This is a genomic window from Geodermatophilus sp. SYSU D01106 (genome assembly GCF_054049995.1).
This window is the reverse complement of sequence record NZ_JBJGYM010000004.1, coordinates 272835-294490: the sequence shown is the minus strand read 5'-3', so window position 1 is coordinate 294490 and position 21656 is coordinate 272835. Positions and strand designations below refer to the sequence as shown.

21 protein-coding genes are annotated in these 21656 nt (G+C 78.7%); 6 read left to right on the top strand and 15 right to left on the bottom strand.

Translation table 11 applies throughout. The annotated features are described in order from the left end of the window. Positions 1-22: 22 nt before the first annotated feature. Complete coding sequence (locus ACI78R_RS06855; RefSeq protein WP_457040110.1) at positions 23-3154, top strand: carboxyl transferase domain-containing protein; 3132 nt, start codon at positions 23-25, stop codon at positions 3152-3154. A gap of 18 nt (positions 3155-3172) precedes the next feature. Beyond that, entirely contained in the window at positions 3173-3370 is a 198-nt protein-coding gene (locus tag ACI78R_RS06850) for a hypothetical protein (RefSeq protein WP_457040109.1), read from the top strand. A 6-nt stretch (positions 3371-3376) separates the two neighbouring features. On the opposite strand, the gene ACI78R_RS06845 is transcribed toward ACI78R_RS06850, so the two are convergent. Then, a complete protein-coding gene (locus ACI78R_RS06845) occupies positions 3377-3874 on the bottom strand; it encodes a DUF2505 domain-containing protein (RefSeq protein ID WP_457040108.1) in 498 nt (165 codons plus the stop codon). Between the two features lie 183 nt (positions 3875-4057). Between ACI78R_RS06845 and ACI78R_RS06840 the strand changes: the two genes are divergently transcribed. Further along, a complete protein-coding gene (locus tag ACI78R_RS06840) occupies positions 4058-4780 on the top strand; it encodes a hypothetical protein (protein WP_457040107.1) in 723 nt (240 codons plus the stop codon). Positions 4781-4850: 70 nt separating this feature from the next. Here ACI78R_RS06840 and ACI78R_RS06835 read toward each other — a convergent pair whose 3' ends face one another. The 4 genes from ACI78R_RS06835 to ACI78R_RS06820 all read right to left on the bottom strand — a co-directional run bounded on the left by ACI78R_RS06835 (position 4851) and on the right by ACI78R_RS06820 (position 9663). Continuing rightward, entirely contained in the window at positions 4851-6023 is a 1173-nt protein-coding gene (locus ACI78R_RS06835) for a hypothetical protein (RefSeq protein ID WP_457040106.1), read from the bottom strand. Positions 6024-6176: 153 nt separating this feature from the next. After that, entirely contained in the window at positions 6177-8075 is a 1899-nt protein-coding gene (locus tag ACI78R_RS06830) for a DUF222 domain-containing protein (protein ID WP_457040105.1), read from the bottom strand. 63 nt (positions 8076-8138) lie between these two features. Further along, positions 8139-8591: a TspO/MBR family protein gene (locus tag ACI78R_RS06825; RefSeq protein ID WP_457040104.1), complete on the bottom strand. Its 453-nt coding sequence runs from the start codon at positions 8589-8591 to the stop codon at positions 8139-8141. 73 nt (positions 8592-8664) lie between these two features. Next, the gene (locus ACI78R_RS06820; protein WP_457040103.1) at positions 8665-9663 is read right to left on the bottom strand and encodes a hypothetical protein; all 999 of its coding nucleotides are present in this window, start codon (positions 9661-9663) and stop codon (positions 8665-8667) included. Between the two features lie 103 nt (positions 9664-9766). Here ACI78R_RS06820 and ACI78R_RS06815 point away from each other — a divergent pair, with 103 nt between their 5' ends. After that, complete coding sequence (locus ACI78R_RS06815) at positions 9767-10381, top strand: TetR/AcrR family transcriptional regulator (RefSeq protein ID WP_457040102.1); 615 nt, start codon at positions 9767-9769, stop codon at positions 10379-10381. On the opposite strand, the gene ACI78R_RS06810 is transcribed toward ACI78R_RS06815, so the two are convergent. Continuing rightward, on the bottom strand, positions 10327-11256 hold the full coding sequence (locus ACI78R_RS06810; protein WP_457040101.1) for an EamA family transporter: 930 nt from the start codon (positions 11254-11256) through the stop codon (positions 10327-10329). The genes ACI78R_RS06815 and ACI78R_RS06810 overlap by 55 nt on opposite strands. 72 nt (positions 11257-11328) lie before the next feature. On the opposite strand from ACI78R_RS06810, the gene ACI78R_RS06805 reads away from it, so the two are divergent. Further along, positions 11329-12273: a LysR family transcriptional regulator gene (locus tag ACI78R_RS06805; protein WP_457040100.1), complete on the top strand. Its 945-nt coding sequence runs from the start codon at positions 11329-11331 to the stop codon at positions 12271-12273. On the opposite strand, the gene ACI78R_RS06800 is transcribed toward ACI78R_RS06805, so the two are convergent. Beyond that, positions 12223-15036 (bottom strand): BTAD domain-containing putative transcriptional regulator, encoded by a 2814-nt coding sequence (locus ACI78R_RS06800; RefSeq protein ID WP_457040099.1) that lies wholly within the window; start codon positions 15034-15036, stop codon positions 12223-12225. The genes ACI78R_RS06805 and ACI78R_RS06800 overlap by 51 nt on opposite strands. Positions 15037-15045: 9 nt before the next feature. Beyond that, positions 15046-15669 (bottom strand): hypothetical protein, encoded by a 624-nt coding sequence (locus ACI78R_RS06795; RefSeq protein ID WP_457040098.1) that lies wholly within the window; start codon positions 15667-15669, stop codon positions 15046-15048. Positions 15670-15767: 98 nt separating this feature from the next. Here ACI78R_RS06795 and ACI78R_RS06790 point away from each other — a divergent pair, with 98 nt between their 5' ends. After that, a complete protein-coding gene (locus ACI78R_RS06790) occupies positions 15768-16361 on the top strand; it encodes a TetR/AcrR family transcriptional regulator (RefSeq protein WP_457040097.1) in 594 nt (197 codons plus the stop codon). 3 nt (positions 16362-16364) lie between these two features. Here the strand turns inward: ACI78R_RS06790 and ACI78R_RS06785 are convergent, their stop codons facing one another. The 7 genes from ACI78R_RS06785 to ACI78R_RS06755 all read right to left on the bottom strand — a co-directional run bounded on the left by ACI78R_RS06785 (position 16365) and on the right by ACI78R_RS06755 (position 21620). Then, positions 16365-16586: a hypothetical protein gene (locus ACI78R_RS06785; protein ID WP_457040096.1), complete on the bottom strand. Its 222-nt coding sequence runs from the start codon at positions 16584-16586 to the stop codon at positions 16365-16367. Between the two features lie 54 nt (positions 16587-16640). Next, positions 16641-17114, bottom strand: a complete 474-nt coding sequence (locus ACI78R_RS06780; protein WP_457040095.1) for a sigma factor-like helix-turn-helix DNA-binding protein — start codon at positions 17112-17114, stop codon at positions 16641-16643. 30 nt (positions 17115-17144) lie between these two features. Next, positions 17145-17258, bottom strand: a complete 114-nt coding sequence (locus ACI78R_RS06775; protein ID WP_457040094.1) for a sigma factor — start codon at positions 17256-17258, stop codon at positions 17145-17147. Further along, positions 17255-18457, bottom strand: coding sequence for an NAD(P)/FAD-dependent oxidoreductase (locus ACI78R_RS06770; protein ID WP_457040093.1), 1203 nt, complete (start codon positions 18455-18457; stop codon positions 17255-17257). Before ACI78R_RS06770 ends, ACI78R_RS06775 begins: the two co-directional genes overlap by 4 nt. A 117-nt stretch (positions 18458-18574) precedes the next feature. Continuing rightward, on the bottom strand, positions 18575-19123 hold the full coding sequence (locus ACI78R_RS06765; protein ID WP_457040092.1) for a hypothetical protein: 549 nt from the start codon (positions 19121-19123) through the stop codon (positions 18575-18577). Then, positions 19120-20283 carry an FAD-dependent monooxygenase gene (locus ACI78R_RS06760; protein WP_457040091.1) on the bottom strand — a complete coding sequence of 388 codons (1164 nt, stop codon included), beginning with the start codon at positions 20281-20283 and terminating at the stop codon, positions 19120-19122. Before ACI78R_RS06760 ends, ACI78R_RS06765 begins: the two co-directional genes overlap by 4 nt. After that, positions 20280-21620, bottom strand: a complete 1341-nt coding sequence (locus tag ACI78R_RS06755; RefSeq protein ID WP_457040090.1) for an FAD-binding oxidoreductase — start codon at positions 21618-21620, stop codon at positions 20280-20282. The genes ACI78R_RS06760 and ACI78R_RS06755 overlap by 4 nt, the downstream gene beginning before the upstream one ends. Positions 21621-21656 lie beyond the last annotated feature (36 nt).

Below are 21656 nucleotides of genomic sequence, written 5' to 3'. Positions count from 1 at the left end.
CGCTCCCTAGACTCCCGCGACCGTGAGCGTCACGCGGCTGCTGGTCGCCAACCGCGGGGAGGTCGCCGTCCGCGTGCTGCGGACCGCCGCGGCCCTCGGCCTGTCCACCGTCGCCGTCGCGCCGGAGGACGACGCCGGCGGCCTGCACGTGCGCCGGGCCGACGACGCCGTCCGGCTGCCCGGCGCCGGGCCGGCCGCCTACCTCGACGTCGCCGCGGTGGTCGGCGCGGCCGTGCGCAGCGGCGCCGACGCCCTGCACCCGGGCTGGGGCTTCCTCTCCGAGAGCCCGGCGCTCGCCCGGGCCTGCGCCGGGGCGGGGGTGGTGTTCGTCGGGCCGTCCGCGGAGGCGCTGGCGCTCTTCGGCGACAAGACGGCGGCCCGCGCCCGGGCGGCGGGGCTCGGCGTGCCCGTGCCGGCCGCGACCGGCCCGGACCCCGCGCCGGAGGAGGCGGCCGCGTTCCTCGCCGGCGGGCCCGTCATGGTCAAGGCGGTGTCCGGCGGCGGCGGGCGCGGGATGCGGCCGGTGACCGACCCCGCCGACCTGCCCGCCGCGCTGGAGCGGTGCCGGTCGGAGGCGCGGGCGGCGTCCGGCGACGGCACCGTCTACCTGGAGCGGCTGCTCCCCGGCGCCCGGCACGTGGAGGTGCAGGTGGCCGGTGACGGCGCGGCGGTGGTGGTCCTCGGCGACCGCGACTGCTCGCTGCAGCGGCGCCGCCAGAAGCTGGTGGAGGTGGCGCCCGCGCCGGGGCTCGACGGCGCCCTGCGGGACCGCCTCGCCGGGTGGGCGGCGGCGCTGTGTGGATCGGCCGGCCTGCGCGGGCTGGCCACCGTCGAGTTCCTCGTCCGGGGCCACGAGGTCGCCTTCCTCGAGGTGAACCCGCGGCTGCAGGTGGAGCACACGGTCACCGAGGAGGTCACCGGCCTGGACCTGGTGGAGGTGGGCATCCGGCTGGCGTCGGGCGACTCGCTGGCCGCGCTCGGACTGTCCGTGCCGCCCCCGGTCCGCGGCGCCGCCGTCCAGGTGCGGGTCAACGCCGAGGCCCTGCGGCGCGACGGGACGGTGCTGCCCGGCGCCGGCGTGCTCGGGCGGTTCGTGCCGCCGACCGGGCGGGGCGTGCGGGTGGACACCGGGGTGGTCGCCGGCGACGAGGTGTCCCCGCGCTACGACTCGCTGCTGGCCAAGGTGGTGGTGCACGACCGCGACCTGCCGCGGGCGCTGGCCGGGTGCCGCCGCGCGCTGGCCGAGCTCGACGTCGACGGGGTGCCGACCGGCCGCGACCTGCTGGCCGCGCTGCTCCGGCTGCCCGAGGTGGCGGCCGGACGGGCGACCACCGACCTGGTCGACGCGCGGCTGGCGGACCTGCTGCCCGACGAGGAGCCCGCGGTCGCGACCGGGCCGGTCGACGGCGTGCTGCCGGTGACCGCGCCGCTGTCGGGGGCCGTGGTCGAGGTGGCCGCCGCGGACGGGGACGCCGTCGCCGCCGGGGCGCCGCTGCTGGTGCTCGAGGCGATGAAGATGGAGCACGTGGTGCCCGCGCCGGGCGCCGGCCGGGTCACCGGGCTCGCCGCGCGGGTGGGCGACGTCGTGACCGCCGGGACGGTGCTCGCCGGCGTCGTGCCCGGCGACGTGGACGCCGTCGACGGCCGGGACGACGGCGACCCCGACGCCGTCCGGCCCGAGCTCGCCGAGCTGCACGAGCGGCGGGCGGCCACCCTCGACGACGCCCGGCCCGACGCCGTCGCGCGGCGGCACGGGGCGGGGCGGATGACCGCGCGGGAGACGGTCGCCGCGCTGGTCGACGAGGGCACCTTCGTCGAGTACGGCCAGCTGGGCCTCGCCGCGCAGCGGGCCCGCCGGTCGCTGGAGGAGCTCGTCGCCCGCACCCCGGGCGACGGGATGGTGACCGGCCTCGGCGAGGTCGGCGGCGTCGCGTGCGCGGTGCTCGCCTACGACTACACGGTGCTGGCCGGCACGCAGGGCCACGTCAACCACCGCAAGACCGACCGGCTGCTGGAGCTGGCCGCCGAGCGCGGGCTGCCGGTGGTGCTGGTCGCCGAGGGCGGCGGCGGACGGCCCGGGGACACCGACGGCGCGGGCGTCTCGTGGCTCGACGTCCCGACCTTCACGACGATGGCGCGGCTCGCCGGGCGGGTGCCGACGGTCGCCGTCGTCTCCGGGTTCTGCTTCGCGGGCAACGCGGCGCTGGTGGGCTGCTGCGACGTCGTCATCGCGACCGAGGGCAGCAGTATCGGGATGGGCGGCCCGGCGATGATCGAGGCCGGCGGGCTCGGCGTCGTCGCGCCGGAGGACGTCGGGCCGACGGCGGTGCACGCGGCCACCGGCGTCGTCGACGTCGTGGTGCCCGACGACGCCGCCGCGGTGGCCGCCGCCCGGGAGGCGCTCGGCCTGCTGGCCGGGCGGCGGCGCCCGGGGGAGGCCGCCGACCAGCGGCCGCTGAGGACGGCGCTGCCGGCCAACCGGGTGCGCAGCTACGACGTGCGGCCGGTGGTGACGACGCTGGCCGACGCCGGCAGCGTGCTGGAGCTGCGGCCGGCGTTCGGGCGGGGCGTGGTCACGGCGCTGGCCCGGCTCGGCGGCCGGCCGGTGGGCCTGCTGGCCAACGACCCGCGGCACCTCGGCGGGGCGATCGACGGGGAGTCCGCGGACAAGGCGGCGGCGTTCCTGCGGCTGTGCGGGTCGGCGGGGCTGCCGGTGGTGTCGCTGGTGGACACCCCGGGGTTCATGGTCGGGCCGGAGTCGGAGCGGACCGGCACGGTGCGCCGCTTCGGCGGGCTGTACGTCGCCGGGGCGCAGCTGCCCGTGCCGCTGCTGGCCGTGGTGCTGCGCAAGGCGTACGGGCTGGGCGCGATGGCGATGCTCGGCGGCGACCTGCGGGCCCCGCTGCTCACGCTGGCCTGGCCCACCGGCGAGTTCGGGCCGATGAGCCTCGAGGGCGCGGTGCGGCTCGGCGCGCGGCGGGAGCTGGAGGCGCTGGCCCCGCCCGAGCGGGAGGCGCGGTTCGCCGAGCTGGTAGCGGAGTCCTACGCGCAGGGGAGGGCGCTCAACGTGGCGTCGGTGTTCGAGGTGGACGACGTCGTCGACCCGGCCGACACCCGGGAGGTGCTGCTGCGCGCGCTCGCCGGGCTGGCCTGAGGGTCCTACGGTCCCGGCATGCCCCGATTCCGCCTGACCACCGGCGACGGTTCCGTGCTGCAGGAGTGGGACGCCGCCGACGCGGCGACCGCGGAGTCCGAGGCGGTGGAGACCGTGGCGCGGCACCGGGCGGAGGACCCGCCCGCCGCCGCCGAGTACGTGCTCGCCGACGACGCCGGTTCGGACGTGGCGCGCTGGGGGTCCGAGGCGCCCTGACCCCGCTCAGGCCAGGCGGCGCTCGAGGACCTCGTGCTCGCGGCGCAGCACCACCTGGCTGACCAGGTCGCGGACGGCGGCCTCGGCCTGCTTGCCGATGAACGGGGCGTCGACCTTCGCGTCGCCGGTGACGGTGGCGCGGGTGCCGCCGCCCGGCGCCGGGACCAGCCGCCGGTCGCACGTCACCCGGGCCTCGCGGCCCATGATCTCGGCGCGCAGGTCGAGGCTGCCGCGCCAGCCGCCGTCGCCGTCGGGGGTCCAGGTGGTCACCTGGGAGACCGGGACCGTCTTGCCGACGAAGCGCGCGAAGACCGGCGGGATGCCCGTGGTCGGGGCCGACAGGCGGGTCGTCGTGCGGGTGTCGCTGCCGTCCCTCGCGCTGGACACCTCCTGCACCTGCGCCTCCAGGGCCTGCGCGACCTCGCGCAGGAACGTCTCGTCGGTGAGGACGGCGAGCACGCGGTCGGGGTCTGCGGCGTAGGTGGTGGTGGCGTCGATGGGCACGCCCCATCCTCATCTGCGCCGCCGGGCCGCGCGCCCCGGGGTGCCGGCGGGGCGGACGGGGACGGTGGGACGACCGGCCCCCGACGCGATGCGGACCTCCTCGGTCTCCCATCTCGCGGCACCTAGCGTCCCGCGCAGCGCGCCGGACACCGGGGACCGGCGCACCTCTCGAGGAGACGACACGTGCGCCGCAGCACCGCCGTCGCCGGGGCCTTCGCCGCCGGTCTGACGATCCTGTTCACCGGTCCCGCCGCCCAGGCCGCCGCGACCGGCACCGTCTACGTGCCCGAGGACTTCGTCGACGACCTGAGTGACACCCGTGCGACGGGTTCCTACGACCTCGTGGGCGCCGGCCTGCGCATCTGGACCACGGGCAGCACGGGCACGGACAAGGTCGCCGAGTACGTCGCCGCCGACGACGTCTCGCTGGCCGAGGCCGGCGAGCCCGAGCTCCACTTCACGAACACCTCCGGCGGTGGGGCGCCGGGCTTCCAGTTGGTCGTCGACTTCGACGGCGACACGAGTCCCGACGGCATCCTCGTCGGGGAGGACGTCTACGGCGACGACTGGTGGGCGACCAACAGCGCGAAGCCGTTCGTGAAGTCCGGCGCCCCGGTCACCGGCGGCGGCTCCGGCAGCGCATGGCACGGCACGCTCGACGGCTGGCGCGCCGCCTTCCCGGACGCGGAGGTGCTCGCGTGGGGCTTCTCGCTGGGCTCCGGGGTCAAGGGTGACGGCGTGATCACGTCCGTCGACTTCGCCGGGACGACCTACACCTTCGCCGAGCACGTCCGGCTGAGCAGCAAGAACCAGTGCAAGAACGGCGGGTGGGCCACGAGCACGCTGCCCGAGTTCCGCAACCAGGGCGAGTGTGTCGCGTCGTTCGCCAAGGCCGCCGAGCGCTGACCCGCTCCGCAGCACGACGGAGGCCCGTCACCCGGTCCGGGTGGCGGGCCTCCGTCGTGTCGGTGAGCGGTCAGGGCGCTGGAGCGGGTGCGGGCTCCCCGGTCGCCGGTTCGGTGGCGGCGCAGGGGTCGTCGGTCGCGGCGTCGGCGGCCGCCGCGTCCGGGGTGACCTCCGTGGGGACGGGCTCCGCGGGCGGCGCCGCGGGGTCGGTCACCGGCGCATCGGCGGGCACCTGGCAGCCGGCGTCCTCGACCGCCGGCTCGGCGGGTGCAGGGGCGGGCTCGACCGGTGCGGGCTCGACCGGGGCAGGCTCCGCGGGCGCAGGCTCGGCGGGCGCGGGCTCGACCGGAGCGGGCTCTGCGGGCGCAGGCTCCGCGGGGGCCGGCACGGTCGGCGTCGGCTCTGCGGGCCCCGGCTCTACGGGCGTCGGCTCGGCCGGGGTGGGCTCGGTCGGCTCGACGGGCGCGGGCTCGACGGGCGCTGGCTCAACAGGCTCGGGCTCGCCCGGGGCCGGCTCACTGGGGGCGGGCTCTGCGGGCGTCGGCTCTGCGGGCGTCGGCTCTGCGGGCGCCGGCTCGGTCGGCTCCGTGGGTGCTGGCTCCACGGGCGCCGGTGACACGTCGGCCGGGGTCGGCGGCGTCTCGACCGCGGGCTCCTCGACCGGCGACGGCGGGGCCGGCGGCGCATCCACGGGCGGCACGTCGGCGGGCGGGGCCTCCGTGGGTGGGGCCTCTGCGGGCGGGGCCTCTACCGGCGGCGGGTCAGCAGGCGGCGGGTCAGCAGGCGGCGCCACCGGCGGCGCCTCGACGGGCGACACCTCGGCCGGGGGGCTCTCCGCCGGCACCTCGAGCGGAGCCGGACCGGAGCCGTCGAGGTACTGCTGCAGCAGCGCGTCGAGGTAGGCCTCGGACTCGGCATCCAGGTCCGGGAACGGGTTGGCGGGCGTCGGTGCTGCCGCGGGCGCGGGCGGCGCGGGAGGCGCGGCAGGCGGCGGCGCCCAGCCGTCCTCGAAGCCGGGCGCCACGACGCCGATGCTCGGCAGCGCGAGCGGGCCGCCGTCGGGCTCGGCCTCGCTCATCCGCGCGGCGGTGTCTCCCGCCGGCTCGATGCCCGTGGTGCTGGCGTCGGCGACCGGCGGCCCCGAGACAGCGGCCAGCGCGGCCGCCATCCCGAGCGCGCAGGCGCTCGCGCCGACCGCCGGGATGAACCGGGCGGACCGGATGCCTCGTCTCGACCTGTCCACTGCTCTTCCCCCTGAGCCGTAGGACTCTCCGCACCCATCGTGACCCGGCCGGTACCGGACGTCTACGCGAGCGGGCACGCCGGCGGGGTCCGTTCACCCGTCAGGCGTGCGGGCGACACCCGGACGCGCGGGTCATCACCGCGCGTGCACGCGTCAGAAGGGCGGGAGGTCGAGGTCGGTGCCGAACCGGGGTGGTGGGCTCGCCCGGGTCCCGCCGTCGGGGGACGTGACCAGCAGCGCGCCGTCGTCACCGACGTCGAAGCGCCAGCCCGGCGCCTGGTGCTTGAGGCGGTGGTGGTGCTCGCACAGGCAGCAGAGGTTGCGGGCGGTGGTGGGCCCGTCGGGCCAGCGGCGGCAGTGGTCGAGGTCGCAGGTGCGCGCCCGTGCCCGGCAGCCGGGGAACCGGCAGCGCCTGTCGCGGAGCCGGACGAAGCGTCCGAGGGCAGCGCCCGGGTCGTGGGCGTCGGTGCCGGCGGGCGGCCCGAGCGCAGCGCCGCGGCGGAGACCCGTGGCATCGGTCAGGGCGACGAGGCTGCCGCGGAGCATGTCGGTGACCGCGACCCGCGGCCGCTCGGCCAGCGCGGTGCCGCCGAGGGCGCGGACGTCGAGCAGCGCGCCGACGTCGAGCAGGCCGCGGAGCTCGCCGTCGGTCCACGTCCCGCGCAGCACCGCCCGACGGGCGCCGGCCGTGGCCTGCCGCACCGCGTCCGCGTGCCGCGCCGCGGCCTCGGCCATCGGTCCCGCGTCGGCCGGGGTCCGGGGCGTGGGATCGGACGGCGGCCCGGACGCGGGCTCGTCGCCGACCGGGTCGCACACCCCGCCGTCGTCCCCGGGCTCGTCGGCTGCCGGCTCGTCGTCCTGGGGCTCGTCGGCTCCCGGTTCGTCGGCTCCCGGCTCGTCGTCCTGGGGCTCGTCGGCTCCCGGTTCGTCGGCACCGGGTTCGTCGTCCTGCGGCTCGTCGTCCTGCGGCCCGTCGTCCCCCGTCGGCAGGTCGTCCACCGCGGCGGCCGGGCGGGGGAGCAGGCCGAGCGCGTACGCCAGCTCGCGCACCATCTCGGCCGGCACGACGGCGCCCTCCACCAGCCCGGGCTCGCTGCCGCCGAGCATCGTCTCCAGCGCGACGACGAGGGTCAGCGCCACGGTGACCGGCGGGCGGCCGTCCTCACCGGGCCGCAGCACCAGGTCGGCGAGGGCGTCGGCCATGCGCTGCTGCCGCGTGCGCTCGTCGCCCTCGACCCGGTTCTGCTCGGCGTAGGCCTCCAGCGCGCGGTGGATCGCCGCGCAGGTGGGGAGGGGGAGGTCGATGACGAGGGTGGCGGAGCCGTCGCGCCGGTCGTGCATGCGCACCCCACGGCCGCGCACCGCGGCGACCAGCCGCCGCCCGGCCGCCTCGGCGTCCTTCCGCAATACGACGCGGCGGGCGCAGTCGCCGAGCTGCGGCGGCGTCTTGCCGCCGAGCAGGCGCAGCACGTGCGCCTCGATGTCGGTGCGCAGCGCGTCGTCGCGCACCGGCCCGACGACGGTGACCATCTGCCGTGCGTGCGCCGGGCTGATCTCCCCGCGGGCGAGCAGCGCCAGGGTGGCGGGCAGCCGCTCGACGAGCGTCACCGCCTCCTCGAGCATCGCGCCGGCGGCCGGGCCGGAGGTCCGCAGGGCGAGCGCCACCTCGTCGACGGCCCACTCGCTCACCCCGGTGAGGACCGCCGGGCGGGCGGCGCGGCTCGCCGCCGACATCGCGCCCCGCTCGCCGGGCTGCCGGTCGAACCGCCCCGCCGGGCGGCAGCGGGCGAGGTCGGCGAGCGAGACGGCGAGGACCGCGGCCTCACGGGCACTCCGCCGCGCCGCGGCCGTCGCCCGCGACAGCGCCTCCGACCCCAGGACGAGCAGCCGGTCGAGCTCGTCGGCACCCGGCGTCCTCCGGTGGTGCCGGCTCCCCGCGACCTCCCACCGTCTCCCGCTCCGCGCCTCGGGACGGACCAGGTCGAGGACGGCGGGCCGGGGACCGAGGGCGGCGCGCAGCGCCTCCTCGACCGGACCCATCTTCTCGAACACGCGTTCGATGATACCGACACGGCAGGGCTCCGACCAGCGGAGACGCCGCCTGTGGACGGGCGGTCAGGCGCGGTTGCGGCGCGCGATCTCCGTGCTCAACGCCGTCGCGAAGGCGGTCCAGCCGGCATAGGGGAGGAGCAGGGCGCCGGCCGCCCGGTCGACCGACCAGGCCCGCCTCGCGAGGTCCGCGGTCGACGCGGCGAGCAGCGCCGCCTCCGCCGCGGCCAGCGGCGGCCGGTGCGCCCGGAAGAACACCCACGGCCAGGCGGCGTTGAGCGCGAGGTTGGCGGCGTACGCCCGCCGGAAGCCGCGTCCCGAGCGGCCGGCCCGCGCACCGGCCACGGCCAGCAGCGCGTACAGCGCCGTCCACGCGATCCCGAAGACCGGACCGGGCGGCTGCCAGCGCGGCGTGTCCAGCCGCCGGTACCAGTCCGAGGAGACGTCGGTGCCCGCCGTGCCCACCAGCGCGGTGAGCACGACGGGCACGGAGGCGGAGACCGCCGGGGAGGCGCGCACGTCCCGAGCATGGCCGCCCGGACGGACGACGGCAGCACGGTCGGACGACGGCAGCACGGTCGGACGAGCACGGTCAGACGAGCGCGGGCTCCCGCGGCGCGGGCGCGGCCGGCGCCGGCGGCACCCGCCGGGCCCGCACGGCGCCCAGGCCGAGCAGCGCCAGCCCCGCGGCACACCAGACGGCGAGCGCGAGCAGTGCCGGCCCGGCGCCGGCGCCGTCGAACCAGGAGGTGGCGCGCAGCAGCGTCCCGGTGGCGCCCGGCGGCATCCACTGGCCGACGGCGCCCCACGCGCCCGGCAGCAGGTCCGGCGCCCCGGCCAGGCCGGACAGCGGGTTGCCGAGCAGGACCGTGGTCGCCGCCCCGAGCGCCAGCCCCGGCGTGCCGAGCAGGTCGTGCAGGCCGAGCAGCACGAGCGCCGTGGCGGCGATGCCCAGGGCCACCACGCCCGTCGTCGTCCACCACCCGGCCTCCACCGAGCCGAGCCAGCTGCCGAGGACCGTCGCGGTCACCATGCCGCCGGCCAGCGCCGCGGCCAGCGCCGTCGCTGCCCGGCGCAGGCGGCCGCGGACCAGCCGTGAGGTGAGCGCCGCGGTGAGGATCCCGCCGATCGCCAGCGGCAGGGCGGCCGCGGCCAGGCCGGCGCCGCGCGGGTCCGCCTCGGGTGCCGGGACGACGTCCTCCACCGGCACCGCCGTGCCGGTGGCCGCGCCGAGGCCGGCGGCCACCTGGCGCAGGGAGGCCGCCACGGTGGGGGAGGCCGCGGAGGCGACGAGCAGCCGCGGCCCCGAGGGCCCGACGACGACCGCGCCGTACACCTCGCGGTCGGCGATCGCCGCCCGGGCGGCGGTCTCGTCGTCGACCGGCCGGACGGCGAAGGCGCCGGGGGCGGCGGTGTCGAGCGCGGTCTCCACCTGGGTCACGGCGGGGGCGGGCCCGGCCACGGCGAGCGGCAGGTGGTGCGGCGCCGAGCGGACGGCGAACCAGGCGAAGGCCGTGAGGACCACGGCGAGGAGGACGGCGACCGCCACCGGCACGGCCAGGCCGGCGCGGGCGGGAGGGGCTGCGGACATGGGGACCACTCCAGTAAAACGAAGGACCGTTCGCTTACCCGGACGAGTGTGCCGACCGCCCGCCCCGCCGTCAAGAACGATCGTTCGCTTTACAGTGGACGGCGTGCCCCGCGTCCCGGAGTCCCACCTCGCCGCCCGCCGCGACCAGATCCTCGACGCGGCCACCGCCCGCTTCGCCGCCAACGGCTTCCAGGCCACCGGCATGGCCGACGTCATCGCCGCCTCCGGGCTGTCGGCCGGCGCCGTCTACCGCTACTTCCGCAGCAAGGACGAGCTGATCGCCGCGATCGTCGAGCGGGTCGTGGGCGCCGCGGCGGCGCGCTTCGAGCAGCTGCTCGAGGACGACGCCGCGCCGGACCCGGCCGAGGCGGTGGCGGCCGCGGTCGAGATGGTGGCCGAGCTGACCACGCGCGGGCCGGTCGACCTCAGCCGCGTCGCCGTCCAGGCCTGGGGCGAGGCGCTGCGCAACCCCGGCGTGCACGCCGTCGTCGACCCGGCCTACCGCACGATGCGCGCCTACTTCGTCGAGATCGCGCGGCGGGGGCAGGCGGCCGGCCGGTTCCCGGCCGACGCCGACCCGCTGCACCTCGGCGCCACGATGATGTCGTCGGTGTTCGGGTTCGTCCTGCAGCGGCTGCTGCTCGGCGACGTCGACCCGGCCGCCTACGCCGCCGCGCTGCGGGTGACCTGGGCCGGCAACCCCTCCGCGGCCGGGTAGGCCCGCGGCGGCCGGCTGCCGTAGAGCACCCCGGCCACCACCAGCGCGCCGCAGGCGACCTCCACCAGCGGCAGGCGCTCGCCGAAGAACAGCCACGACGACGCCGTGCCGACCACCGGCACCAGCATGGAGAACGGCGCCACCGTGCCCGACGGGTGCCGGCTCATCAGCGCCGTCCAGATGCCCGAGCCGAGCAGGGTCGCGACGACGACGGTGAACAGCAGCCCGGCCAGCGCGAGCAGGCCGCGCTCCGTGCCCAGCGTGGTGAGCGAGGCGCCGATCCGGGCCGGGCCCTCGGTGGCCAGCGACAGCGCGAGCATCGGCAGTGGCGGCACGACGGTCATCCAGAGCATCAGCCGGAACGGTCGCGCCGGGCGGGCCTGCCGGTTGCAGAGGTTGCCCAGCGCCCAGCCCAGCCCGCCGCAGAGGGTGAGCAGCACCGGCAGCAGCGTCGCGCCGCCGTCGAGGCCGGCCCGGTGGACGGCGATCCCCGCCAGGCCTGCGACGGCGAGCGCCACCCCGGCGGCCTGCCGGCCGGTCAGCCGCTCGCGCAGCAGCAGCCCGGCGAGCACGACGGTGAACGGCGCCGAGGACTGCAGCACCAGCGAGGCCAGCCCGGTCGGCATCCCGGTGTCCATGGCGACGTAGAGGAAGACGAACTGCAGGACGCCGAACCCGAGCCCGTAGCCGACCACCCACCGCCACGGGACGCCCGGCCGCGGCACGAGCAGCAGCGTCGGGACGGCGACCAGCGCGAACCGCAGCGCCACGAGGAAGAACGGCGGGAACTGCTCGAGCGACAGGTGGATCGCCGGGAAGTTCAGCCCCCAGACGACGGCGACGACGAGGGCGAGGAGGCGGTCGCGGACGGGCACGCGGTCGAGCCTGCGCCCGCCGAAGCGTCAGCACCAGCGAAAGGTGCTGCACCGACGATGTAGCGTCGCTGCATGGACGTGCGGGCCCTGGAGACCCTGCGGACGGTGCGCACGCAGGGCGGCGTCGCGGCCGCGGCGGCCGTGCTGCATCTCACGCCGTCGGCTGTCTCCCAGCAGCTCGCCGCGCTGTCCCGGGAGGCCGGCGTCCCGCTCACCGAGCGCGTCGGGCGGGGGCTGCGGCTCACCGCTGCCGGCGACGCTCTGGCCGACGCCGCCGTCGACGTCGCGGTGGCCGTCGAGCGGGCGCGGGCGTCCCTCGCGGAGTTCACCGGGGCGGCCGAGGGGACGGTGCGCGTCTCGGCGTTCCAGAGCGGCGCCCGGCTGCTGCTCCCGCCGCTGCTCACCCGCGTGCGGGCGCTCGGCGGGGTGCGGGTCGAGTGCTCCGACGAGGACGTCGCGCAGGACGCCTTCCCCGCGCTCACCGACCGGGTCGACGTCGTCGTCGCGCACCGGCCCGAGGGCGGCGCGGACTGGGCGGGGGAGGGCAGCCGGCTGCGGGTGGTGCCGCTGCTGCGCGAGCCGCTCGACGTCGCCGTGCCGCGCGGGCACCCGCTGGCCGGCCGCGACCGGGTGCGGGCCGGCGACCTGGTCGGCGAGGAGTGGATCGCCGTCCGGGAGGGCTTCCCGGTCGCGACGGTGCTGGCCGCCGTCGCCGCGGGGTCGGGCGCGGCGCCCCGGATCGCGCACCGGATCAACGACTTCTCCATCGCCGAGGCGATGGTCGCTGCCGGGCACGGCATCTCGCTGCTGCCGCGCTTCACCGGCGGCGGCCACCCCGGCGTGCGGCTGCTCCCTCTGGCGGGCGTGCGCGCCGGGCGGAGGGTGGAGGCGCTGCTGCGCCCGGACACCGCCGAGCGGCGGGTCGTGCGGCGGGTGCTCGACGAGCTGGTCGCCGTCGCCGCGGACTCAGCCCAGCAGCGAGCGCAGCAGATCGTCGACGGCGTCCCGGGACAGTGACCGCCCGGCCGCCACGGCCCGCGCGTACGCCGCCGCGTCCAGCGCGTCCCGCACCGCTGCCGCCTCGCGCGGGCCGTCGACCGGGTCCATCCGCTCCGGCGCGAACCCGACCCGGCTCCCCAGCTCCTGCACCGCGCCGGCGAGCGTCGCCGCCTCCTCCGCCCGGCCGGTGCGCGCGAGCACGGCGGCGCTCGAGTGCACGAGGACCAGCCACGAGGTGAGGTCGCCGTCGGCCACCAGCGGCGCGCGCATCCGGGCCGCCGCGGCCAGGGCGCCGGCGGAGTCGCCGGCGTCGGTGGCCGCCTTCATCAGCGCCCACGACGACGAGACCGCGCCCCACGCGTAGCCGGCGCCCTCGGCGACGGCGACCGCCGCCTCCAGGGCCGGCCGGGGGTCCCCGCCGGTGCCGGTCGACCGGCGGGTCAGGCCCAGGGTCATCAGCGCCTCCGCCGACACCCAGGGCTCACCGGCCGCGGCGGCCTGCTCGACCGCGTCCTCCGCCAGCGCGACGGCGGCCGGCCCGGGTCCGGTGAGGCCGGCGACGTGCGCCCGCCACGAGCGGGCGTTGGCCGCGACGGCGGGCTCGCCGGTCCGGTCGGCGAGGACCTCCGCCCGCTCGAGGGCCGACGCGGCCGGATCGGGGTCGCCGGCGAGGTAGTGGAGCTTGCCCAGGCCGAGCAGGGCCCGGGCCACCCGCGCGTCCCGGTCCGCGGCCACGCCCTCGGCGGCGGCCACGGCGCGGGTCAGGGCCCGGCGGCCCTCGGCGATGTCGCCGCCGCGGTACCAGGACCAGCTCAGCGCCGCGGCCAGGTCGAGCAGCAGGCCGGCGTCACCGGCCTGCTCGGCGGAGGCGAGGGCGGCGCGGTGCTCGGCCCGGTCGCGCAGCAGCCCGGCCAGCGCGCCCGCGGCGTCGGGACCCCGCAGCAGCCGCTCGGCCGCCTGCACGCGGCGCAGCACGTACCGGCGGTGCAGGGCCCGTGCCTCCGCCCGCTCGCCGTCCGCCGCCCGGTCGAGCGCGAAGCGGCGCAGCGTCCCGAGCATCCGGTAGCGGCGCGGTCCCGGGCCGGGCTCCACCTGCAGCAGCGAGCGGCGCACCAGCCCCGTCACCAGGGCCAGGGCGGGCCCGGCGTCGGGGCCGGGGTGCCCGGGCAGGACGGCGGCGACCGCCTCCAGGTCGACGTCGCCGGCGAAGCACGCCAGCCGGAGGAACAGCGACCGCTCGACCGGCGGCAGCGCGCGGGTGCTCCACTCGACGGTGCGCGCCAGCCCGCGGTGCGACCGGGGCGCGTCGCGCGGCGCGTCGGTCAGCACCGCGAACGGGTCGGCGTCCAGCGCACCGGCCAGCTGGCGCACCGACAGCACCCGCACCCGCGCGGCGGCCAGCTCGAGCGCCAGCGGGAGGCCGTCGAGGCCGGCGCAGATCCGGCGCACGTCCTCGGTCTCGCCGTCCTCGGGCGTCCGGCCGGGCAGCGCCGTGCGGGCACGCCGGGTGAACAGCTCCGCGGCGTGCTCGGGGGACAGCGGCCGCACCGCGTGCAGCTGCTCCCCGCCGACGTCGAGCGCCTCCCGGCTGGTGGCCAGCACGCGCAGGCCCGGCGCGGCACCGAGCAGCGCCGGGACGAGGGCGGCCGCGCTGTCGACCAGGTGCTCGCAGCCGTCGAGGACGAGCAGGCCGGCCCACCCGGCCACGCGGTCGGCGAGCGCGGCCGCGTCGGGCGCCCCGGGCAGGCCCAGGGCGGCGGCGACGGTGGCCGGCAGCAGGGAGGGGTCGTCGAGGGCGTCGAGCCGCACCAGCGCGGCGTCCTCCCCCCGGGCCGCCCGCCGGTGCGCCACCGCGAGCGCCAGGCGTGTCTTGCCCACGCCGCCCGGTCCCGTCAGGGTCACCAGCCGGGACCGGTCGAGGTCGGTGTCCGCCGCGGCGGCGTCGGCGTCCCGGCCGACGAGATCGCCGAGCGGGAGGGGCAGGGCGCGGGCGCGGGCCGGCGGGGGTGCCGGCGCCGCCGGGACCTCCTGCGCGCGCACGGCGGCCTCGACGGCGGCCAGCCCGGGTCCCGGGTCGAGACCGAGCTCCTCGCCGAGGATCCGCCGCACCGTGGCCAACGCGGCGAGCGCGTCGGCCTGCCGCCCGCTGCGGTACAGCGCCAGGGCGAGCAGCTCCCAGCCGCGCTCGCGCAGCGGGTGGGAGGCGGTGTGCTCGCGGGCCCGGCCGACGGCCTCCGCCGTCCGCCCGGCCTGCAGCAGTGCGTCGACCAGGTCCTCGGTGGCCGCGGTGCGCAGCTCGGTGAGCCGGGCGACGGCGGGGACGAGTGCCGCGAGGTCGGCCACGTCGGCGTAGGCGGTGCCGCGCCACAGGCCCAGGGCGCCCGAGAGCAGTCCCGCCGCCTCCGCGGGACGGCCCGCGGCGAGCGCGCCCGAGCCCCGGGCGGCCGCCCGGGTGAACCGCACGGCGTCGACGGCGCCGGGGTCGACGGCGAGCGCGTAGCCGGTGCCGCGCCGGACGAGCACCTCCGGCGGGGAGCCCGCGCGCCGGTCCGGCTCCAGCGCCGAGCGCAGCCGGCTCACGTAGTGGTGCAGCGTGCCGGGGCCGACCTCGGCCCCGTCCGGCCACGCCTGGCCGATCAGCTCCCCGGCGCCCACCGTGCCCGGCGCGGCGGCGACCAGGACGGCGAGCACCGCCCGCTGGCGCGGCCCGCCGAGGTCCAGCGGCCGTCCGTCGCGCGCGGCGGACACCGGGCCCAGCACCGACAGCTCCACCCCGGTCACCGCGGGCGCTCAGGCGTCCGCGGGGACCGGGGCGGCGGCGAGCAGGGGGAGCAGGAACTCGAGCCGGCCGACCTCCTCGACGTTGTGCCTCACCCACGCGCGGACCATGTGGTCGGGGAACCGGCGGCGCAGGACCGCGTTGACCGGGGCGGCCAGCGGCGAGCGGGCGCCGAGGTCGAGGACGCTCACGTAGTGGGTGCGCCCGCGCCCGGCCGACCAGGTGTGCTCGAGCGAGGTGACCACCACGCCGGCGACCCGCTGCACCAGGCGGATGCCGGTCTCGTCGAGCTTCTCCACCCGGTCGACCACGTCGATCGCGTACTCCGGGCGGCCGGCGAAGCGCTCGACGATGCGGAACCGGGCGCCCTCGGTGGCGCCGCCGCCCGGCGCCGGGCGGGCCAGCTCCCAGCGCACGTGGTCGAGGGGGTGCCAGGCCAGGTAGCGGGACACGACCGCCCCCTCGTAGGGCATGGTGCCGCCGAGCGAGGAGAACCAGGCGAGCAGGCCGGCGGGGGTGACGCCGTCCAGCGGCCGGTGGTCGATGGTGACCCGGCGGCGGCCGTGCGGGTGGTCCTCGTGGCGGACCGTGGCGGTGTCCGGCGACCGGAGCGGGACGACGAGCGGCAGGGTCATGACTCCTCCTGGGGATACGCGACCGTTTCTCGTGGCCGGGGACGCTAGGGTGCCCATCGGAGATACGCAAGCGTTTCTCCGATGGGAGGTGAGGGGACGTGGGAGAGACCGGGGTCGTCCGGCCCGCCCGCCGCCGTGGTGCCGAGCTGGAGGCGGCGATCGAGGCCGCCGTCGTCGGACTCGTGGTCGAGCAGGGTGCGGCCGCGGTGACGATGGAGGCCGTGGCCGCCCGGTGCGGCACCAGCAAGCCCGTGCTCTACCGCCGCTGGCCCGACCGGACGGCGCTGCTGCGCGACGTGCTGCTGCGCCGGGCCACCGGGGCCATCCCCGCCGAGGACACCGGCAGCTACCGCACCGACATGCTGGCGATCCTGCGCGGCTGGGCCGCCGTGCTCACCGGGCCCGGCAGCAGGGTGATCCAGGCCGTCGTCACCGCCATGGTGACCGACCCCGCGTTCGCGGCGGCCTTCCGCGACGGCGTCATCGGCTGGCGCAAGGAGGAGATGGCCCGGCTGCTCGCCCGGGGCGTCGAGCGCGGCGACGTCCGCCCCGACGTGCCGGTCGACCTGCTCCGCGAGCTCGGCCAGGGGGTGCTCTGGCACCGGTTCCTGGTCACCGGTGACCCGATCACCGACGACGTGGTGGTCCGGATCGTCGACGAGGTGCTCGTGCCGCTGGTCCGCCCGGCCTGAGCGTCAGGTGGGCAGCTTGTCCGGGTTGACCTGGATGAACACCCGGGTGACCAGGCCGCCGGCGATCGAGAGGTCGATGGTGCCGACCACCGTGTCGCCGGCCCGCACGACGATGCCGCTGCGGCCGTTGACCGTCCCCACCGACGTCTCCGGATCGTCGCCGGCGCGCCGGCGCTGCGAGGCCACCACGCCCAGCAGGTAGCGCGCGACGGTCTCCGCGCCCACCACCGGCCGCCGCGCGACGCGGACGTGCGTGCCGCCGTCGGCGACCGAGGTGACCTACGGGTCGAGCAGGCGGACCAGGCCGTCGAGGTCGCCGCCGCGGCAGGCGTCGAGGAAGGCGGCCACCACGCGGTCGCGCTCCTCGCCCGGCACGTCGCGGCGCCGGTCCCCGCGCAGGTTGCGGCGGGCCGAGGTGGCCAGCTGGCGGCAGGCGGCCGGCGTGCGCCCGACGACCTCGGCCACCTCGGGGAACGGGACGCCGAAGACGTCGTGCAGGACGAAGCTCACCCGCTCGGCCGGCGTCAGTGTCTCCAGGGCCACGAGGAAGGCGAAGGACACGGAGTCGTCGAGCGTGACGGCGTCCGCCGGGTCGACCGGGTGGGCCGAGCCGGCGGGGGCCAGGTCGTCGTGCACCTGCGGCTCGGGCAGCCAGATGCCCTGGTACTCCTCGCGCCGCGCCCGCGCCGAGCGCAGCTGGTCCAGGCAGATCCGGCTGACCACCGTGGTCAGCCAGCCCATCGGCTCCCGCACCTGCCCGCGCTCCTCCGGCGGGAGCCGGTGTCACCGCAGCACGGCCTCGCTGACGGCGTCCTCGGCGTCGTGGGTCGAGCCCAGCATCCGGTAGGCGAGCGCCTGCAGCCGGCGGCGGCCGGCGGCGTCGAGGTCCGCGCTCACGCCGGGGACCCGGTGCGCGGACCGCGGGGCCACGGGTAGGCGCCGGGTGCGGTGGCCTCCCGGGCCGGCCGGTCGACCACCATCCGGCAGATCTGCTCCTTGACGACGGCGGCCGCCCGGCCCCCGAGATACAGCGGGCGCGGGCGGTCGTCGGCGCTCACCGGCTGCACGTAGCCGCCGCGGCGGCCGAGGCTCAGGCACTGCAGGGCGAACCCGACCGACAGCGGCGCGGGCTCCTCCCCGCGCAGCCGGGCCAGCAGGGTGGCCGCGGCGGTGGCGCCGAGGGGGAGCGCCACGGCACAGCCCATCCGCAGGTGGCGCCCGCGGGGGTCGTCCACGACGACCGCGTCGCCGGCGCCGACCACGCCGGGTGTCCCCACGGCGGTCAGCGTGGCGTCGACGCGCAGCCGGCCGGCCGCGTCGACGGCCAGGCCGCTGTCCCGGGCCAGGCCGGGGACGGCGAAGGAGGCGGCCAGCACGCAGACGTCGACCGCGGTGACGGTGCCGTCGGCGAGCACGGCCTTGCCCTCCTCGACCGCGGCGACGGCGGTGTCCTCGTGCACCGTGACGCCGAGCCGCCGCAGCGTGCGGTGCAGCGAGCGGCGCGCGGCCGGCCGCATGGTGGGCGCCAGCGGACCCGAGCAGTACAGGTCGACCGCGGCGTCGGGGTGCCGCTCGGCGACCTCCGCCGCGGCCTCGACGCCGGTGAAGCCGCCGCCGACGACCGCGACGCGGGCGCCGGGACCCGCGCCGCGCAGGGCGGCCGCGGCTCGCTCGGACCCCTCCAGGTCGGCCAGCAGGAAGGCGTGCTCGCGGGCGCCGGGCACGGGTGCCGCCGCGGTGCTGCCCACGGCGTACACGAGGGAGTCGAAGGGCAGCTCGCGCTCGCCGCCGGCCGTGGCCACGTGTGCGACGGAGCAGGCGGCGTCGACGCGGGTGACCGAGCCGCGCAGCAGGGCGGCGTCCGGGTGCAGCAGCCCGGCGAGCGGGCGGGTGACCGAGGCCCGGGAGCCGGCGGTCAGCTCGTGCAGCCGGATGCGCTCGACGAAGTCCTCGCGCGGGTTGACGACGGTGAGCCGGATGCGGGCGCGCTCGCCGGCGTCCAGCGAACCGAGGAAGCGGTTGGTGGCGATCAGGCCGGCGTAGCCGGCGCCGACGACGACGACGCGGGTGACGGCCGTCGGGGACACGGTGCTCATGGTGGTCCTCTCGGGATCGGGGTCCTCACCAGGGGGACGAGACGGGCGGCCCCGGTGTGAGGTGGACGCGCCGGAGCCCCGGGCCGGCGCCGGGTCCGGGGCTCCGGGGGACGGCGCTCAGGCGACCGGGGCCGGCGTCCGGGCCGCCCGGGCGCGCGCCCGTGCCCGCGCCCAGGCGCGGGCGCCGAGCAGGGCGGCGTCGCCGATGGCCAGGCCGACCAGCGCGGGCACGACCACGGCGACCCCGCCGTCGTCGTTGACCGTGGCCCAGGCGATCTTGCCCAGCGCCATCGCGTTGAGCAGGACCAGCCCCCAGGCCAGCGACCGCCGCCACAGCGCCGCGCAGAAGGCGGCCATCGCCAGCGGTGCCAGGGCGGCGGTGAGCGCCTTGCCCACCGTCCACCCACCGGTGAGGAACTCCATCTCGAACTCGACGAAGGACAGCACCTGCGGGTCCGGGACGGCCGGCGCGGGGAACCACGCCATGCTGGTCAGCAGTCCCACGACGGTCAGCGCGATGCCCCAGCCGCTGCGGCGCCAGGCGGCCCACGCGAGCGGGACGAGGAACAGCGGCCGGACGTACCAGCTCAGCTCGTTGGTGTGCCGCTGCCAGGCCCAGTCCCACAGGTCGGCCAGGGTGGTGGTGGCGAGCAGATCGAGGGTCACGACGTCCTCCGGGACGCGAGGGGGGAAGCGGGGGCGGCGGGCGGCTGCCACGCCTGGATGCCGAGGAGCTGCCGGGCGGCGGCGGCCGGCGGGGTGAGCCGCAGGACGGCGTCGCGCAGGCGGGACGCGACCGGTCCGCGGGCCTGCGCCACCTGCCCGACGGCGTGCGCACGGCGGGCGATCCGCCGCGTGCGCGGGCGGCGGAGCCGGTCGTAGGCGTCGAGCGCCGCGCCGACGTCCCGGTCGGTGACGCCGGTGAGCAGCCGGGTGAGCGTGGCCGCGTCCTCGAGCGCCTGGTTCGCGCCCTGGCCGAGGTCGGGGGTCATCGCGTGCGCGGCGTCGCCGAGCAGGACGCAGCGGCCCCGCCGGAACGCCGGCACCGGCCCGGCCAGGTCGTACACGTCCGAGCGGGTCACCGCCTCCGGCGGTGTCGCGGCGACGAGCTCGCCGACGGGGGCGTGCCAGCCCGCGACCAGCCGGGTCACCGTGGCGTGCTCGTCGCCGGACACCGTCCCGGCGGGCAGGGTGGCGACGGCGAACCAGTACACGCGGCCGCCGGCCAGCGGGGCCATGCCGAAGCGCAGCCCGCGGCCCCACGTCTCGCCGGCGGCGCCGCGCAGGTCCACCGGCCGCCCGGTGACCGCGCGCCAGGCCGTGTAGCCCGAGTAGCGCAGCCCCGGGTCGCCCGGCCACCCGGCGCGGACCCGGCTGCGGATGCCGTCGGCGGCGACCACGACGTCGGCGGGCTCGACGGTGCCGTCGGCCAGGCGCACGCCGTCCCCGGAGGGCGGGGTGCCGGCGACCGCGGTGCCCCAGCGGACCGTGCCCGGCCGCAGCGCGGCCTCCAGCACCCGGTGCAGGTCGGCACGGTGCACGACACGGAGCCGGTCGACGGCGGCCGCCGGCGTGCGGGAGAGCCACGCACCGTCGGGGCGGCGCTGCCCCGCCTGCAGCCCTCCGCCGCCGGGGACGGTGACCTCCCGGACGGCGTCGCCGAGGCCGAGGGCGTCGAGGGCGGTGAGCCCGTTGCCGAACAGCGAGAGCCCCGAGCCGACCGGCGCGGCGGCCGCGGCCCGCTCCAGCACGGTCACGTCGGCCCCGGCGCGCTGGAGGCCGGCGGCCACGGCGAGCCCGCCGATGCCGGCACCGATCACGGTCACGCGCACGTCGCACCGCCGGCGGGGACGGTCCAGCGGGCGGCGGGGGCGAGGACCCCGGCGGGGTCGGTGGCCGCGCGCAGGCGGGCCAGCCGGGACAGCGACGCCGCGTCGAGGCCGGCGGCCACCCGCGCGTCGGTGACCGGTCCGGGTGCGCCCGCGAAGTTGACCAGGGCGGCACCGGTCCACCACGGCCGCATCCGCTCCAGGACGCCGTCGACCGCGCCGGGGACGGCCGCCGCGACGGGCGGCGCCAGCACGCCGAGCACGTGCAGGTGCACCGCCGCGTCACGGCCGCCGACCGCGTCGGGCTCGGCGGGCGCGCGGCCGGCGGCGCCGCCCATGAGGCGCAGCTCGGCCATGGTCACCGGGGACCGGCCGGGCGCCGTCGCGTCCACGAACGCCTCGACGGCCTCGGCGGTGAGCTCCCGCAGCAGGACGCCGCGCTCGGCGGCCGGCATCGGGTCGACCGGGTCGGCGTGCACGGTGCCGAGGGCGGCGTAGGGCAGGTCGCCGACGGTGTCGAGCAGCGGCGTGGCCGCGGCCCGCACCGGCGCCACCAGCCGCGCGCCCTCGTCGGGACCGGTCACGCAGGCCACGCGGACGTGGACCACCGAGCGCCCGCGCAGCGGCTCGGGCAGACGGGGGTCGGGCGGCAGGTCCAGGCGGGCCACCGACGTGGAGACCGCGTCGGGCAGCGTGGCGGTCCACTCCCGCCAGCGGTGCAGGACGGTGCGGGCGACCTCCGCGGTGAACCACAGCCCGCCGGCGTACAGGCGCGCCACGGGGAGCAGGCCGATGGTCATCGACGTCACGAGCCCGAAAGCCGCGCCGCCTCCGCGCAGGGCACGGAACCGCTCGGGGTCGCGGTCGGGGCCGACCTCGACGACGTCGCCGTCCGCGGTGACGACCGTGAGCCGGCGGACGTGGTCGGCGGCGAACCCGAAGGTCCGCGCGACCGGGCCGAGGCCGCCGCCGAGGGTGTAGCCGACCGCGCCGACGCCCGGCGCGGAGCCGGCCGGCGGCGCCAGACCGTGCGGGGCGGCGGCGTCGAGGACCTGCTGCCAGGTGGCGCCGGCGCCGACGGTCGCCGTGCGGGCGGCCGGGTCGACGTGCACCCCGTCCAGGTCGCCGGTGAGGACGAGGACGGTGCCCGGCCCGGCCGGCGCGGCGCCGTGCCCGGTGGCCTGGACGGCGACCCGGCGGCCGGAGTCGCGCGCCAGGCGCACGGCCGAGGCGACGTCGCCGGGTGCGGAGGCGCGGACGACGAGGTCGGGGGTGTGGACGGTCGCGGTGTTGAAGCCGCGGACGAGGTCGGGTGCGGGGGAGGTGGCGGTCACGGGTGCTCCTGCGTCGTCGAGGGGGACGACGGCAGC